This window comes from Caballeronia sp. LZ024, from assembly GCF_031451455.1.
Lineage (GTDB): Bacteria > Pseudomonadota > Gammaproteobacteria > Burkholderiales > Burkholderiaceae > Caballeronia > Caballeronia telluris.
The window spans coordinates 411,674-426,859 of sequence record NZ_JARUXL010000001.1; the positions used below are offsets into that span (position 1 = coordinate 411,674).

Genomic DNA, 15,186 nt, shown 5'->3' on the forward strand with positions numbered 1-15,186 from the left:
CCCGAGCCTCAGCTGCCCGGGCTTTTTTTCGCCTTTTCCCTCGCGCACGCAGCGCATTCGAGCAAGCTTTGACTCGATACCAGAAAACCCCTTATAATTCAAAGTTCTCTTCGCACCATGCCCGCGGAGGGAGCTCAGGGAGAGCCTGCACGCGCCTCGATGCGCAACATTCATACAAGCGGGACATCAAGGGCACAGTTATTTTTTTGGATCGATCATGAAGACGTTTTCCGCAAAAGCCCATGAGGTGACGCGTGAATGGTACGTGATTGACGCGACGGATAAGGTTCTCGGCCGTGTCGCCAGCGAAGTGGCACGCCGTCTTCGCGGCAAGCACAAACCCGAGTTCACCCCGCACGTCGACACTGGTGATTTCATCATCATCATCAACGCCGGCAAGCTGAAGGTCACGGGCAACAAGACCACGGACAAGAAGTACTACCGTCACTCGGGTTACCCGGGCGGCATCTACGAAACGACGTTTGGCAAGATGCAAGAACGCTTCCCGGGCCGCGCGCTCGAGAAGGCCGTGAAGGGCATGCTGCCGAAGGGTCCGCTCGGCTACGCGATGATCAAGAAGCTGAAGGTCTACGCCGACGCAACGCATCCGCATACGGCTCAACAGCCTAAAGCGCTCGAGATCTAAGGGGAGCCCACATGATCGGTAACTGGAACTACGGTACGGGCCGCCGCAAGAGCGCCGTCGCACGTGTCTTCATCAAGGCAGGCAAGGGCGACATCGTTGTCAACGGCAAGCCCATCGCTGATTACTTCTCGCGCGAAACGTCGCTGATGATCGTGCGTCAGCCGCTGGAACTCACGAACCACGCTGTCACGTTCGACATCAAGGTCAACGTGTCGGGCGGCGGCGAAACGGGTCAGGCCGGCGCGGTTCGCCACGGCATCACTCGCGCGCTGATGGACTACGACTTGACGCTGAAGTCGCAACTGTCGAACGCTGGCTTCGTCACGCGTGATGCGCGTGAAGTGGAACGTAAGAAGGTCGGTTTCCACAAGGCACGCCGCAGGAAGCAATTCTCGAAGCGTTAAGCCGTATCTGCGCGTTTCGCTTTGCTGGTCGAAAGCGAACCTGCTGCGAAAAGCCGCCGGCGTCATGCGCCTGGCGGCTTTTTTCATTGGAGCGGGCGATTCGGCGACTGTGCATATAGCCCATTGATTACATGGACTTCCAGCACAATATTGAGATCAGCCCTACAATGACGGATAGAAGCTTTTTTGGAGAGTTCGAATGAACGCTGTCACCGACACCCCCACGACCGAAATGCCGTTGCCGTTCGTCTTCACCGACGCCGCCGCCGACAAGGTCAAGCAACTGATCGACGAAGAAGGCAATCCGGAGCTGAAGCTGCGCGTGTTCGTGCAGGGCGGCGGCTGTTCGGGTTTCCAGTATGGTTTCACGTTCGACGAAGCTGTCAACGAAGACGATACCGTGATGGACAAGAGCGGCGTGCAACTCCTGATCGACTCGATGAGCTACCAGTATCTGGTCGGCGCCGAGATCGACTATAAGGACGACCTCAACGGCGCGCAGTTCGTGATCAAGAACCCGAACGCGACGACGACCTGCGGCTGCGGCTCGTCCTTCTCGGTGTGATCGTTCCGCGCTGGACGCGGTAGAGAAAACGGAGCCTCTGGGCTCCGTTTTTTATTGCGCCGATGAAACCGAAGCCGCTTCAATGCGGATAAATCGCGCCCAGCACGCGATCGCCGGAAGCGCCGGTCACGGCCGCGAGATTACCGGGCTCGCGCGCGACGCATCGCATCGCGAGCCACGCGAAAGCGAGGGCTTCGACCTGCTGCGGCGGCACGCCGAGCGCTTCGGTCGTCATCACCGGCACGCCCGGCACGCCGACCTCTTCCAGCGCCTGCTGGATCGCGCTCATCAGCACGGAATTGCGTGCGCCGCCGCCGCAGACGTAGACGGCGCGCGTGTCGGGCGCATGCCGCTGAATCTCGCGAGTGACGCTCACCGCCGTCAGCGCGACGAGTGTCGCCTGCACGTCGGCGGGTGCGACGCCCGCGAACGCCGCCAGCTTCGCATCGAGCCAAGGCGGATTGAACAGATCGCGCCCGGTGCTCTTGGGCGGCAATTGCCCGAAGAACGGTTCGTCGAGCAACGCGTTCAGAAGCGGGCGGTTCACCTCGCCCTGCGCCGCGAAATGACCGCCTTCGTCGTAGGGCTTTTGCAGATGCCGGTGCGCCCATTCGTCAAGCAGCGCGTTTGCCGGTCCGCAATCGAAGCCGCGCACCGAGCCATCCGCCGACAGAATCGTGATATTGCTGATGCCGCCGAGATTGCAGACGACGCGTGTCTCGCCCTTCGCGCCGAACACCGTCGCGTGGAACGCCGGCACGAGCGGCGCGCCCTGGCCGCCCGCGGCGACATCGCGGCGCCGAAAATCGGCGATTACGTCGATGTTTGTCATTTCGGCGAGTAGCGCGGGATTGTTGATCTGCGTGGTGTAGCCCTTCTCCGGCCGATGCCGCACCGTCTGTCCGTGCACGCCGATCGCGCGCACTTTCGTCGCCGAGCAGTTGCTCATGCTCTGCAGTTCGTGGCAACAGACGGCGTAGCGCGTCGCGAGCGCGTTCGCACAGAGCGCCGCGCGTTCGATTTCGTTCTCGCCGGGCGCCTGCAGCGCGAACAGCGCGTCGCGCAGGCCTTGCGAAAAGCTCACGTGCGCTTCGCCCAATACGACCGGAGGCTTGCCGGTCACGAACTGGACGGCCACGCCGTCGACGCCGTCCATGCTCGTGCCGGACATCAGACCGAAATAAACGCCGTCCGCCTTGCCCGCTTCGATTGCCTCGGGTTTTCGTCCCACGCTCGTCTCCTGTCTGGTCCCATGCACATAGTTGCGGCCGATGCCGGTTTCGTCGATCAAGCGCGATTATCCGCGCATCGGGGCGAATCGTTAAGGTGCGTCAGAATTGGCCGAGTACCTCGTTATGCGCGTGCCACGGGCAAAAACGGGGCGAAGCGTGGCGTCATCGCGTAAAATCCTTTGCCTGAACAAGCAGTTGCATTCACTTTACGCAATTGCCTTGCAGCATCATCTGCCAGCGTCGGCCAATCGGCTTTCATGCCGGATCGCCCGGCCGGGCCGCGAGACGGCCTTCGAACCATTTTCATTTCACAAGTCGCGAGCATGACCACTGACTCCACCGCATCCTCCGCGCCCGCGGCGCAAGCTTTCCCCATCACCGACGACGTCCGCGCTGCGCTCGCGATCGCCAAACGCGGTTGCGACGAACTGCTGATCGAAGACGAATTCGCGCAGAAGCTCGCGCGAAGCGCCGCGACGGGCAAGCCGCTGCGCATCAAGCTCGGCCTCGATCCGACCGCGCCGGACATCCACATCGGCCATACGGTCGTGCTGAACAAGATGCGGCAGTTGCAGGATCTCGGGCACACGGTGATCTTCCTGATCGGCGATTTCACTTCGCTGATCGGCGATCCGTCGGGCCGCAACGCGACGCGCCCGCCGCTCACGCGCGAGCAGATCGAAGCGAATGCGAGGACGTATTTCGATCAGGCGTCGCTCGTGCTCGACCGCGAGAAGACCGAGATTCGCTACAACAGCGAATGGTCGATGCCGCTCGGCGCCGACGGCATGATCAAGCTCGCGTCGCGCTACACGGTCGCGCGCATTCTGGAACGCGAGGACTTCACGCGGCGCTTTCAGGGCGGCGTGCCGATTTCGATCCACGAATTCCTGTATCCGCTGATGCAGGGCTACGACTCGGTCGCGTTGAACGCCGACCTCGAACTCGGCGGCACGGACCAGAAGTTCAACCTGCTGGTCGGTCGTGAATTGCAGAAGCAGTACGGTCAGGAACAGCAGTGCATCCTGACGATGCCGCTGCTCGAAGGGCTCGATGGCGTCGAAAAGATGTCGAAGTCGAAGAACAACTACATCGGCATTAGCGAAAAACCCGCCGACATGTTCGGCAAGCTGATGAGCATCTCCGACACGCTGATGTGGCGTTACTTCGAGCTGCTGTCGTTTCGCAGCATCGAAGAAATCGCGCGCTTTAAAAAGGAAGCGGAAGAAGGGCGCAATCCGCGCGATTTCAAGGTGATGCTCGGCCAGGAAATCGTGACGCGCTTCCATTCGGCCGCCGATGCGGAACTCGCGCTCGACGACTTCAACCGTCGCGCGAAGGGCGGCGTGCCGGACGATATTGCGTCGGTGACGCTCGCGGGCGCGCCGGTCGCGATCGGCCAGTTGCTGAAGCAGGCGGGACTCGTGCCGTCGACGAGCGAGGCGTTGCGCAACATCGAGCAGGGCGGCGTGAAGATCGACGGTGCGACGGTTTCCGACAAGGGCCTGAAAGTCGAAGCGGGTGAATTCGTTGTGCAGGTCGGCAAGCGCCGCTTCGCGCGCGTCACGCTGACGGCGTAAGCGGTGATCGCGCTGATCCAGCGGGTTCGGCGCGCGGAAGTGCGCGTCGGCGAGCGCGTGACGGGCGCGATCGACGCGGGCCTGCTCGCGCTCGTGTGCGCCGAACGCGGCGATACCGAAGCGGTCGCCAATAAACTGCTCGCGAAGATGCTCGCGTATCGCGTATTCAGCGACGCGGCGGGCAAGATGAATCTGTCGGTGCAGAACGTCAATGGCGGCGTCCTGCTCGTCTCGCAATTCACGCTCGCTGCCGATACGTCGAGCGGCCTGCGTCCGAGCTTCACGCCCGCGGCGCCGCCCGACGAAGGCAAGCGGCTCTTCGACTACTACGTGTCGAAGGCGCGCGCGAACCATCCGGTCGTCGAGACGGGCGAATTCGGCGCCGACATGCAGGTGTCGCTCGTGAACGACGGGCCGGTCACGTTCTGGCTGCAAGTGCGCCCGTGATCGTCGACCATCGATAACCCAATCCAGGCGCTCATGACCACGCAAATCCTCTTTATCCGGCACGGCGAAACCGACTGGAACAGCATCAAGCGCATTCAGGGCCACATTGACATTCCGCTCAATGCGCACGGTTTGATGCAAGCCGGGCAACTCGCGGCGCGCATCGTGCGCGATGTGAAGGCGGGCGCGCGGCTGGATGCGGTCTATTCGAGCGACCTGCAACGCGCGCAGCAGACCGCGCGCCCTTTCGCCGACGCGCTCGGCTTGCCGCTGCACTTAAGCGAAGGATTGCGCGAGCGCTGGTACGGCGCGTTCCAGGGCCACGACAGCGACGAGATCAGCCAGAAGTTTCCCGACGAATACGCCGAATGGCAGACGCGCGATCCCGGCTTTGCGCCGCCGGGCGGCGAGTCGCAGCGCGCCTTCTATCATCGCGTGCTGCATGCGGTCGAGCCGATCGTGGCGGCGCATCCGGGCGGGCGCGTCGCGTGCGTCGCGCATGGCGGCGTGCTCGATTGTGTCTACCGGTTCGCGATGCGCGTGGCGCTCCAGGAGCCGCGCAAGTGGCCGCTGCTCAATTGCAGCATCAATATCGCGGATTTCGAACCCGGTACGGCGTCGGTCGTGGCGTGGGGTGACATCGCGCATCTATCCACGGATACCAGCGACGACGGCCTCCGGAAGACCGCCTAGCCGTTCGTGTCCCACAGATCGCGGACCGGGCCTGCATCGGGCGCGGCGAGACCGAAGTGGCGATACGTCAGCAACGTGGCGACGCGTCCGCGCGGCGTGCGTTGCAGGAAGCCCTGCTGAATCAGATACGGTTCGAGCACATCTTCGATGGTGTCGCGCTCCTCGCCGATCGCCGCCGCGAGATTGTCGACGCCCACCGGACCGCCGTCGAACTTGTGCAGGATTGCTTCCAGCAGCTTGCGGTCCATCAGGTCGAAGCCGACCGGATCGACGTCGAGCATTTTCAATGCGGCGTCCGCCACCGGCGCGGTGATGTTGCCGTCCGCCTTCACTTCGGCGAAGTCGCGCACCCGGCGCAACAGCCGGTTCGCGATCCGCGGCGTGCCGCGCGAACGCTTCGCGATTTCGAGCGCGCCTTCGGGCACGATCTCCGCCTTCAAAAGCGATGCCGAACGCATGACGATGCGCGCCAGTTCGCTCGCGTTATAAAACTCGAGCCGCGACACGATGCCGAAGCGGTCGCGCAGCGGATTGGTCAGCATGCCCGCGCGCGTCGTGGCGCCGACCAGCGTGAACGGCTGCAAATCGAGCTTGACGCTGCGCGCGGCCGGCCCTTCGCCGATCATGATGTCGATCTGATAATCCTCGAGTGCCGGATACAGAATTTCTTCGACGACCGGCGACAGCCGGTGAATCTCGTCGATGAACAGCACGTCGTTTGCTTCGAGATTGGTCAGGAGCGCCGCGAGGTCGCCGGCGCGTTCCAGCACCGGACCCGACGTCTGCCGCAAGTTCACGCCCATTTCGCGTGCGATGATGTGCGCGAGCGTCGTCTTGCCGAGGCCCGGCGGGCCGAACAGAAGCACGTGGTCGAGCGCTTCGGAACGGCGTTTCGCCGCTTCGATGAAAATTTCGAGCTGGCCGCGCACCTTCTCCTGACCGACGTATTCGTCGAGCTGGCGCGGACGCAGCGCGCGCTCGAACGCTTCCTCGTTCGGCGAGACGGGCGTGGCCGAAATGATGCGTTCGGCGGCGAGTTTGTCGGTTTCGATCATGCTTCGATTGTACAGCGTGCCCGTTGCACGCAAAGCTGGCCGAACGGCCTAGTGTCGCGGCGCGCGCGGCCGTGCGAAGCTGTGCGTTCTAGCTCTTCGACAGCGCCTTCAACGCGAGCTTGATGCCTTCCGACACGCCCGTGCCGGCGGGCACGTTCTTCACCGCCGCGAGCGCTTCCTTCTCGGAGTAACCCAATGCCAGCAATGCGTTCAGAATGTCGCCCGCGTGATCCGACGCCGATACCGCGCCCGCCGCCGCGCCCAGTTCGGCGCCGAGCTTGCCTTTGAGTTCGAGCAAGAGCCGCTCGGCCGTCTTCTTGCCGATGCCCGGCGTGCGCGTGAGGCGCGCGGCGTCTTGCAACGTCACCGCCTGCGCGAGTTCCTGCACGCTCATGCCCGACAGCACGGCGAGCGCCATGCGCGCGCCGATGCCGCTGATCTTGAGCAACTCGCGAAACGTGTTGCGCTCCTCTTGCGTGCCGAAGCCGTAGAGCAGATGCGCGTCCTCGCGCACGATCAGTTGCGTGAGCAGCGCGACCTTTTCGCCGGTATGCGGCAGGTTATAGAACGTGCTCATCGGCACGGCGAGTTCGTAGCCGACGCCGTTGCAGTCGACGATGAGGTGCGGCGGGTTTTTTTCCAGCAGAACGCCGGCGATGCGACCGATCATGGTGAGAGATTCGAAGTGGAGTTATCCGACGAGACGGCCGCGCCGCACGCGCAAGCCTTTCTTCGCGAGCGACGGCGCGATGCCGCCGAGCGTCGCGAGCGCGCCGCCGCCGTGCGCGTGACAGATCGCCATGCCGAGGGCGTCGGCGGCGTCGGTGCTGGGAACGCCCGAGAGGCTCAAAAGGCGCACGACCATCTGTTGCATCTGTTCCTTCGTCGCGCGCCCGTAGCCGACGACCGCCTGCTTCAGTTGCAGCGCCGTGTATTCGGCGACCGGCACGCCGCTCGCGACCAGCCCGCAGATCGCGGCGCCGCGCGCCTGGCCGAGCAGCAGCGTGGATTGCGGATTGACGTTGACGAAGACTTTTTCGATCGCCGACTGGTCGGGATTGTGTTGCCTGACGAGCGTCGAAATGCCTTCGAAGATCGTGTTCAGGCGCGACGGCAGGTCGGCATCGGCGGTCTTGATGATGCCGCTCGTCACGTAGGTCAGCGTGTGGCCGGTTTGATCGATGACGCCAAAGCCGGTGACGCGCAGGCCCGGATCTATGCCGAGGATTCGCATGGGCTCGCTGGTGTTCGGTTGTCACGCACGGCGGTTCTCTTTTTGGAGTCGGACACGAACGTATTGTCGGTGTCGCGCGCGATTGCGGCAACGCCGGCGACCGTCGCGCGGCGGCGCACCAGCAGGCGCCACGCGTCGGTCATGCGTGGCTTAGTGCCGGAAGTGGCGCGTGCCGGTCAGGATCATCGCGACGTTGTGCTCGTCCGCGGCGGCGACCACTTCGTCGTCGCGCATCGAGCCGCCCGGCTGGATCACGCACGTCGCGCCCGCGTTCACCACCACGTCGAGGCCGTCGCGGAACGGGAAGAACGCGTCCGACGCGACCGCCGAGCCCGTCAGCGTGAGACCGGCGTTCTGCGCCTTGATGCTCGCGATGCGCGCCGAATCCACGCGGCTCATCTGACCCGCGCCGACGCCGAGCGTCATGCCGTTGCCGCAGAACACGATCGCATTCGACTTCACGTACTTCGCCACGCGCCAAGCGAACATCAGGTCGTCCATTTCCTTGGGCGTCGGATGGCGCTTCGTCACGACGCGCAATTCATGCGGCTGCACGTTCTTCGAATCGAGCGACTGCACGAGCAGCCCGCCGCCGACGCGCTTCAGGTCGAACGCGTTGTGGCCGTCGCCCGTCGCGATCTGCAAGAGGCGCACGTTCTGCTTTGCCGCGAACACGGCCTTAGCGGCAGCGCTGAACGAAGGCGCGAGCAGCACTTCGACGAACTGCTTCACCACGGCCTGCGCCGCGGCTTCGTCGACTTCGCGATTGAACGCGATGATGCCGCCGAACGCGGAAGTCGGATCGGTCTGGAACGCCTTCGAATACGCTTCGTGCGCGCTCGCGCCGACTGCCACGCCGCACGGATTCGCGTGCTTGATGATGACGCACGCGGGCGCGTCGAAGGTCTTCACGCATTCCCAAGCGGCATCGGAATCGGCGATGTTGTTGTACGACAGTTCCTTGCCCTGCAACTGCTTGTAGTTCGCGAGCGCGCCCGCCGGCGCGGTGAGATCGCGATAGAACGCCGCGCTCTGATGCGGATTTTCGCCGTAGCGCAGGTCCTGCACCTTCTCGAACGCGAGATTAAACGTCGACGGATACGTGTTGCGGTCCGCGTGACGCAGTTCTTCGGTCAGGCTCGTCAGATAGTTCGTGATCGCGCCGTCGTATTGCGCCGTGTGTGCGAACACCTTTGTCGCGAGCTTGAAATTGGTCGCGTAGCCGACCGCGTTGCCGTTCGCGCGCATTTCGTCGAGCACCGTGGCGTAGTCGGCGGGATCGACCACGACCGTCACGTCGCGATGATTCTTCGCCGCCGAGCGCAGCATCGTCGGGCCGCCGATGTCGATGTTCTCGATCGCGTCTTCCAGCGAGCACTCCGCCTTCGATACCGTCTGCACGAACGGATACAGGTTCACGACGAGCAGGTCGATCGTCGGAATGTCGTGCGCCTCCAGCGCGGCCATGTGTTCGGGCAAGTCGCGCCGCGCCAGGATGCCGCCGTGCACCTTCGGATGCAGCGTCTTCACGCGGCCGTCGAGCATTTCCGGGAAGCCGGTGTAGTCGGCGACTTCCGTGACGGGCAGACCCGAGTCGGCGAGCAGTTTCGCCGTGCCGCCGGTCGACAGGATCTTGACGCCGAGATCCGACAGCGATTTCGCAAAATCGACGATGCCGGATTTATCGGAGACGGAGATGAGCGCTTGCTTGATCATGATGAAGGCTGAAACCGAAGTAGGCGAAGTGGAAATGCGGGGCGGACCGTCGCGACGGCCCCGGAGAATCAAATCAGTCCGTGCTGTTGCAGCTTCTTGCGCAGCGTATTGCGGTTGATGCCGAGATACTCGGCCGCGAGCGACTGGTTGCCGCCCGCCTGCTCGAGCACGACTTCGAGCAGCGGTTTTTCGACGCACGAAATCACCATGTCGTAGACGTCGTGCGGATTCGAGCCGTCCAGGTCCTGGAAATAATTGTCCAGGCTCTGGCGGACGCATTGTTCGATGTTGTTTCTGCTCATGCGGCTAGTCGGTCTGTGTTGTTTTGCCCGTCGCACGATGGCTCTTCGGCGCCTGCTTCCGGGTCGGCTGCGTCGTCCACGTAGACGAGCCGGTCGGACAATGCCTTCTGGGCGTCGAAAAATTCATTGACGGCGAGCAGTTGTTCTCGTGTGGTGTCCAGCGTGTTCATGCGATGCCGGAACGTGCTGGCGCCAGAAAGGCCGCGAGTGTACCAGCCGATGTGCTTGCGCGCAGTCCGTACGCCGGTGAATTCCCCGTAGAACGCGTAGTGATCTTCGAGGTGCTCGTTCATCACCTGCTGGATCTCGTCGATGCGCGGCGGCAGGAGGCGCTCGCCCGTCAAAAGGAAATGCTCGATCTCGCGAAAGAGCCACGGACGGCCCTGCGCCGCGCGGCCGATCATGATGGCGTCGGCGCCGGTGGCGGCGAGCACGTCGCGCGCCTTTTCGGGCGTGCCGATGTCGCCGTTCGCGACCACCGGAATCGCAACCGCCGCTTTCACCGCCGCGATGGTCTCGTACTCCGCAGAGCCCTTATACAGATCGGCGCGGGTGCGGCCGTGCACGGTCAGCATCGCGATGCCGGCGTTTTCCGCGATCCGCGCGATGGTCAGCGCGTTCTTGTTCTCGCGATCCCAGCCGGTGCGGATTTTCAGCGTGACGGGTACGGCGTCCGGGCCGATGCCGACCGCCTGCACCACGGCCTCGACGATCCGCGCGACGAGCGGCTCGTTTTGCAGCAGCGCCGAGCCGGCCGCGACGTTGCAGACCTTTTTCGCGGGACAGCCCATGTTGATGTCGATGATCTGTGCGCCGTTCGCTACGTTGTGACGCGCGGCCTCGGCGAGCATCCGCGGATCGGCGCCCGCGATCTGCACGGAGATCGGCTCGACTTCGCCCGCGTGGTTCGCGCGGCGCATCGTCTTTTCGCTTTTCCAAAGTTGCGCGTTCGACGCAACCATCTCCGACACCGCGTAGCCCGCGCCCATGCGCTTGCACAACTGCCGGAACGGGCGGTCGGTGACGCCCGCCATCGGGGCGACGAAGAGATTGTTGCGAAGAACGTGGGAACCGATGCTGGGCATGAACGCGAGCCGCGCCCGCATGACACGGCGGACGCAATAATGCTGTAGGAAAACGCGTATTTTAGCGCGAACGGCTTGCTGAATTTAAGTGCAATCGACTGCAAGTCGTTAAATCTTCTATGAAAGTCGGGACCTTCATTGAGGATAAGTGGCGCTTGCGGGCCCGGATGGCCGAGCCCGCGACGTGCGCGCGACTTAGCGCCGCTGTCCGAACATCATCTGGCGCGCGAGTGCGGTCTTCACCGGCGGCACGAATTCCAGCGCGGTGAGCGCGAGGCCGCGCAGCGCGGCGAGCGGCGGGAAGTCGACCGTGAAGAGGCGCGCGAGCGTGTCGGTTGCGCCGATCGTCAGGCGCCGGTCGAGTGCGCGCGCCTTCGCGAAGTGCGCGAGCGCGAGCGCGGTGGCGCCGTAGGCGGAAAGCGCGTTGCACAGTGCGTGCGCGTCGCGCAGGCCGAGGTTCAGACCCTGTCCCGCGACCGGATGCAGCGTCTGCGCCGCGTTGCCGATCGCGACCGTGCGCCGGTCCACGAGCGCGTGCAGCGCGTTCAGGCCGAGCGGGAAGGCGGCGCGGCCCGCGATGCGTGTGAAGCGCCCCATGCGTTCGCCGAACGCGGCGCCGAGTTCCGCGAGAAAGGCTTCGTCGGGCAACGCCGCGCGGCGCGCGGCCTCGTCCGGCGTGCAGCACCAGACGAGCGAGTAGTCCGCGTGACGCGCGCCGCCGCTTGGCAGCAACGCGATCGGGCCTTCGGGCGTGAAGCGTTCCCACGCGACATTCGGATGCGGCGCGGACACGCTCACCGTGCCGACGATCGCCGTCTGGCCGTAGTCGCGCGCGTGTTCGCGCGTGTCCTGATACAGCCCGCCTTCCGCATTCACCAGCACGCGCGCGCGGATCGTCCGTTCGCCGCTCGCGGATTGGACCGGCAGCGTGACGCCTTCGTGATCCTGGATCGGCCGGAGCGCGGTCGTTTCGGTGAGCCAGTGCACGCCGGTCGCGCGCACGCCGTTCGCGAGCGCGCCGACGAGCGATCCGTAGCGCACGACATAGCCGAGTTCGGGCAGTTCGTGCTCGTCGTGCTCGATGAGCGTGCGCCCGAAGTGGCCGCGCTGCGAGACGTGGATGCGGCGGATCGGCGTGGCGTCGGCGGAAAAGCCGAGCGGTTCGAGCATCGTGCGGCTGCCGTGCGACAGCGCGAGCGAACGCGGATCGCCCGACGCCGCCTCGGGCGTGCGCGCGTCGACGAGCGCGACCGACAGCCGCGAGGTCGCGCTGCGCCGCGCGAGCCAGCCTGCGAGCGCGAGCCCGACCGGCCCCGCGCCGACGATCGCGATGTCGTAATCGTAGTGGGCGATGTCGCTCATGTGCGCCTCATCAGTGCTTCGATTTCATCGGCGGCGACGGGCACGTCGCGTGTCAGCAACTCGCAGCCCGTGGCCGTGACGATGGCGTCGTCCTCGATGCGAATGCCGATGTTCCAGTAACGCTCCGGCACGCCCTCGGCCGCGCGCACGTAGAGGCCCGGCTCGATCGTCAGCGCCATGCCCGGCTCGAGCGTGCGCCACGGCCGCGCGCCCGCTTCGTCGAGCGGGCCGTCGTGATCGCGATAGTTGCCGGCGTCGTGCACGTCCATGCCGATCCAGTGGCCCGTGCGGTGCATGTAGAAAGGCGCGTAGGCGCGCTGCGCGATCACGTCGTCGACGGTGGCGAACTGCGTCTTGTCGACGATGCCCGTGTCGAGCAATCCCTGCGACAGCACGCGCAACGCGGCCTGATGCGGCGCGTCGAAGCTCACGCCCGCGCGCGTCGCGTCGACGGCGGCGGCCTGCGCCGCGAGCACGATGTCGTAAAGCTCGCGCTGCGCGGACGTAAAGCGGCCGCTCGCCGGGAAAGTGCGGGTGATATCGGACGCGTAGCCGTCGAGTTCGCAGGCGGCGTCGATCAGGATCAGGTCGCCTTCCTGAACGACCGTGTTGCCCGCCGGGTAGTGCAGCACGCAGGCGTTCGCCCCCGCCGCGACGATCGATCCGTAAGCCGGCGCCTGCGCGCCATGCCGGCGGAACGTGTAGAGCAGTTCGGCTTCGATTTCGTACTCGCGCATGCCGGGACGGCAGGACTGCATGGCGCGACGGTGCGCTTCGGCGGAAATCGATGCCGCGCGCCGCATGATCGCGACTTCGTGCGCGTCCTTGACGAGGCGCATTTCGTCGAGGAGCGGCAGCAGGTCGTGCGCGGACGACGGCGCGCGCACGCCGATGCGGCTTTGCGCACGCACGGCGGCGAGCCAGCCGCGCACTTTCTCGTCGAGCGACGCAGAGGCGCCGAGCGCATAGTGCAGCGCGGGCGACTCCGCGATCAGGCGCGGCATGTGTTCGTCGAGCGAATCGATGGGGAACGCGGCGTCGAAGCCGAACGCTTCGCGCGCGCCTTCCGGGCCGAAGCGAAAGCCTTCCCACGTCTCGCGCTCGACGTTCTTTTCGCGGCAGAAGAGGATCGACGAAGGCTCGCCGTCCTTGGCGCCTGCGTCGAGGACGAGCGTCGCTTCGGGTTCGGCGAAGCCCGTCAGGTAGTAGAAATAGCTGTCGTGGCGGAACGGATAGTCGGTGTCGCGGTTGCGCATGACTTCCGGCGCGGTCGGCACGATGGCGACGCCGCCGCCCGCTGCCGCGAGCGCTGCAAGAACGCGGGCGCGGCGGGCGCGGTAGACGTCGATGGCGGATTCGGTCTGAGGGTTCATGAAGCGATTGTAGCGCCCGCCTGAATCGTTCGCGGGCGCCGCCGCGTCATTCCTCGCGAGGCGCGTCCGGACTCGCCGGACGATTGCGCACGCTGCCCGCGATCAGGTCGAAGCGGAACAGGCGGCATTCGAGCGCGCCGTTGAAAAGCGGCGTTTTCGTCGATTCGCGCAGGCGCATGAGACCCGGGAGCTTGCGGTCCGAAGTCAGCACGTAGGCGCGCCAGCCCGGAAAGCGCTGCTTCAACGCGTTGCCGAAGGAAATGAAGAACTCCGTGTCGGCGGGATCGGGCTGGGCGCGGGTGAAGGCGTCGTCGTCTTCGTCGTCGCGTTCGCGGCGGCCGCGCCCCGTATCGCGGATCTCGCCGCGCGGGCCGCGTCCGCGCACCTCGATGCGCTCGCCATAAGGCGGATTCGCGACGAGGATGCCGGGCGCGTCCGACGGCGGCGTCATGTTGCGCGCGTCGATCTGCTTGAGCGGAAAGTCGGGCAGACCGGCGCGGTCGAGATTCGCGCGCGCCTTGTCGAGCATGTCGCCGGAGATGTCGCTGCCGAAGATCTGCAAGTCGGCGCGCGAATTGCGCGCGGCGCGTTTTGCGTCGACGGCGGCGACCTTCAGCTTCTGCCACGCGTTGACGTCGTACTGCTTCAGCTTCTCGAAGCCGAAGCGCCGCTCGACGCCCGGCGCGATGTTCAGCGCCACTTGCGCGGCTTCGGCGAGGAAGGTGCCGCTGCCGCACATCGGATCGTAGAGCGGCGTGCCGGGCGTCCAGCCGGTCAGGCGCAGGATGCCGGCGGCGAGATTTTCACGCAACGGAGCCGCGCCCTTGTCGAGACGCCAGCCGCGTTTGAAGAGCGGGTCGCCGGAGGTGTCGAGATAGAGCGTGCATTCGTTGATCGTCAGGAACGCGAAGACGCGCACGTCGGGCTGCGCGGTATCGATGCTCGGACGCGAGCCGCTCAGTTCGCGCAGACGGTCGCAGACGGCGTCCTTCACGCGCAGCGTCGCGAATTCAAGGCTGCGCAGCGGCGATTTGATCGCGGTGATGTCGACGCGCATCGTCTGGTTCGGCGTGAACCATTGTTCCCATTGCTGCTGATACGCGAGTTCGTAGATGTCGTTTTCGCTGCGATACGGGCCGTGCGCGATCTTGAGAAGCACGCGGCTCGCGATGCGCGAATGCAGGTTGGCCGCCATGCCCGCCGCCCAGCCGCCGCGAAAGTGCACGCCGCCGGGGACTTGCGCGCCCGCCTTGAATGGCGCGCCCGAGAGATGGCGCTGACCGATTTCGGCGAGTTCGGCCGCGAGAGGCGCTTCGAGGCCGCGCGGGCAGGGGACAAACCAGTCGAAAAGGGGAGGGGCCATGGTGCGGTGCAGAGGTGGGGTCTATGAAGGCGACATTGTACGCGGGGGCGCGCCGTGCAGCCTCGGTGCGCCGAGCCTGAAACGCCGAGGCCCCGCTTTGCGGGGCCTCGGCGGCGCTGCCTGGTACTT

General features: G+C 65.2%; 17 protein-coding genes. 6 read left to right on the forward strand and 11 right to left on the reverse strand.

The genetic code is table 11. The features are described 5' to 3' along the window. Window positions 1-217 precede the first annotated feature (217 nt). The 3 genes from rplM to erpA all read left to right on the forward strand — a co-directional run bounded on the left by rplM (window position 218) and on the right by erpA (window position 1,615). Complete coding sequence (gene rplM / locus QCE48_RS01950; RefSeq protein ID WP_309786413.1) at window positions 218-646, forward strand: 50S ribosomal protein L13; 429 nt, start codon at window positions 218-220, stop codon at window positions 644-646. An 11-nt stretch (window positions 647-657) separates the two neighbouring features. Next, window positions 658-1,050 carry a 30S ribosomal protein S9 gene (gene rpsI / locus QCE48_RS01955; protein ID WP_309786412.1) on the forward strand — a complete coding sequence of 131 codons (393 nt, stop codon included), beginning with the start codon at window positions 658-660 and terminating at the stop codon, window positions 1,048-1,050. A gap of 199 nt (window positions 1,051-1,249) precedes the next feature. After that, on the forward strand, window positions 1,250-1,615 hold the full coding sequence (gene erpA / locus QCE48_RS01960; RefSeq protein WP_309786411.1) for an iron-sulfur cluster insertion protein ErpA: 366 nt from the start codon (window positions 1,250-1,252) through the stop codon (window positions 1,613-1,615). A gap of 79 nt (window positions 1,616-1,694) precedes the next feature. On the opposite strand, the gene QCE48_RS01965 is transcribed toward erpA, so the two are convergent. After that, window positions 1,695-2,825, reverse strand: a complete 1,131-nt coding sequence (locus QCE48_RS01965) for an anhydro-N-acetylmuramic acid kinase (RefSeq protein ID WP_309788298.1) — start codon at window positions 2,823-2,825, stop codon at window positions 1,695-1,697. 345 nt (window positions 2,826-3,170) lie between these two features. Here QCE48_RS01965 and tyrS point away from each other — a divergent pair, with 345 nt between their 5' ends. Genes tyrS through QCE48_RS01980 form a run of 3 tightly spaced genes read left to right on the forward strand, consistent with a single transcriptional unit; the run spans window position 3,171 to window position 5,567 of the window. Then, window positions 3,171-4,427, forward strand: a complete 1,257-nt coding sequence (gene tyrS, locus QCE48_RS01970; protein ID WP_309786410.1) for a tyrosine--tRNA ligase — start codon at window positions 3,171-3,173, stop codon at window positions 4,425-4,427. A gap of 3 nt (window positions 4,428-4,430) precedes the next feature. Then, a complete protein-coding gene (gene dtd / locus QCE48_RS01975; RefSeq protein ID WP_309786409.1) occupies window positions 4,431-4,874 on the forward strand; it encodes a D-aminoacyl-tRNA deacylase in 444 nt (147 codons plus the stop codon). 33 nt (window positions 4,875-4,907) lie between these two features. Further along, window positions 4,908-5,567, forward strand: coding sequence for a histidine phosphatase family protein (locus QCE48_RS01980; RefSeq protein WP_309786408.1), 660 nt, complete (start codon window positions 4,908-4,910; stop codon window positions 5,565-5,567). Here QCE48_RS01980 and ruvB read toward each other — a convergent pair. From ruvB to QCE48_RS02030, 10 genes are all read right to left on the reverse strand, one after another. Beyond that, window positions 5,564-6,622 carry a Holliday junction branch migration DNA helicase RuvB gene (gene ruvB / locus QCE48_RS01985; protein WP_309786407.1) on the reverse strand — a complete coding sequence of 353 codons (1,059 nt, stop codon included), beginning with the start codon at window positions 6,620-6,622 and terminating at the stop codon, window positions 5,564-5,566. The genes QCE48_RS01980 and ruvB overlap by 4 nt on opposite strands. Window positions 6,623-6,710: 88 nt before the next feature. After that, window positions 6,711-7,292 (reverse strand): Holliday junction branch migration protein RuvA, encoded by a 582-nt coding sequence (gene ruvA, locus QCE48_RS01990; protein ID WP_087629390.1) that lies wholly within the window; start codon window positions 7,290-7,292, stop codon window positions 6,711-6,713. 21 nt (window positions 7,293-7,313) lie between these two features. Beyond that, a complete protein-coding gene (gene ruvC / locus QCE48_RS01995; RefSeq protein WP_116561159.1) occupies window positions 7,314-7,856 on the reverse strand; it encodes a crossover junction endodeoxyribonuclease RuvC in 543 nt (180 codons plus the stop codon). After that, the gene (locus QCE48_RS02000) at window positions 7,838-7,999 is read right to left on the reverse strand and encodes a hypothetical protein (protein WP_309786406.1); all 162 of its coding nucleotides are present in this window, start codon (window positions 7,997-7,999) and stop codon (window positions 7,838-7,840) included. Before QCE48_RS02000 ends, ruvC begins: the two co-directional genes overlap by 19 nt. A 7-nt stretch (window positions 8,000-8,006) precedes the next feature. Then, entirely contained in the window at window positions 8,007-9,572 is a 1,566-nt protein-coding gene (gene purH, locus QCE48_RS02005; protein ID WP_309786405.1) for a bifunctional phosphoribosylaminoimidazolecarboxamide formyltransferase/IMP cyclohydrolase, read from the reverse strand. Between the two features lie 68 nt (window positions 9,573-9,640). Next, a complete protein-coding gene (locus QCE48_RS02010; RefSeq protein ID WP_062632768.1) occupies window positions 9,641-9,874 on the reverse strand; it encodes a Fis family transcriptional regulator in 234 nt (77 codons plus the stop codon). Next, window positions 9,871-10,959 carry a tRNA dihydrouridine synthase DusB gene (gene dusB / locus QCE48_RS02015; protein ID WP_309786404.1) on the reverse strand — a complete coding sequence of 363 codons (1,089 nt, stop codon included), beginning with the start codon at window positions 10,957-10,959 and terminating at the stop codon, window positions 9,871-9,873. Before dusB ends, QCE48_RS02010 begins: the two co-directional genes overlap by 4 nt. Window positions 10,960-11,154: 195 nt before the next feature. Then, the gene (locus QCE48_RS02020) at window positions 11,155-12,321 is read right to left on the reverse strand and encodes a UbiH/UbiF/VisC/COQ6 family ubiquinone biosynthesis hydroxylase (RefSeq protein WP_309786403.1); all 1,167 of its coding nucleotides are present in this window, start codon (window positions 12,319-12,321) and stop codon (window positions 11,155-11,157) included. Further along, window positions 12,318-13,694, reverse strand: a complete 1,377-nt coding sequence (locus tag QCE48_RS02025) for an aminopeptidase P N-terminal domain-containing protein (protein WP_309786402.1) — start codon at window positions 13,692-13,694, stop codon at window positions 12,318-12,320. The genes QCE48_RS02020 and QCE48_RS02025 overlap by 4 nt, the downstream gene beginning before the upstream one ends. Before the next feature lie 46 nt (window positions 13,695-13,740). Next, entirely contained in the window at window positions 13,741-15,057 is a 1,317-nt protein-coding gene (locus QCE48_RS02030; RefSeq protein WP_309786401.1) for a class I SAM-dependent RNA methyltransferase, read from the reverse strand. Between the last annotated feature and the right edge of the window lie 129 nt (window positions 15,058-15,186).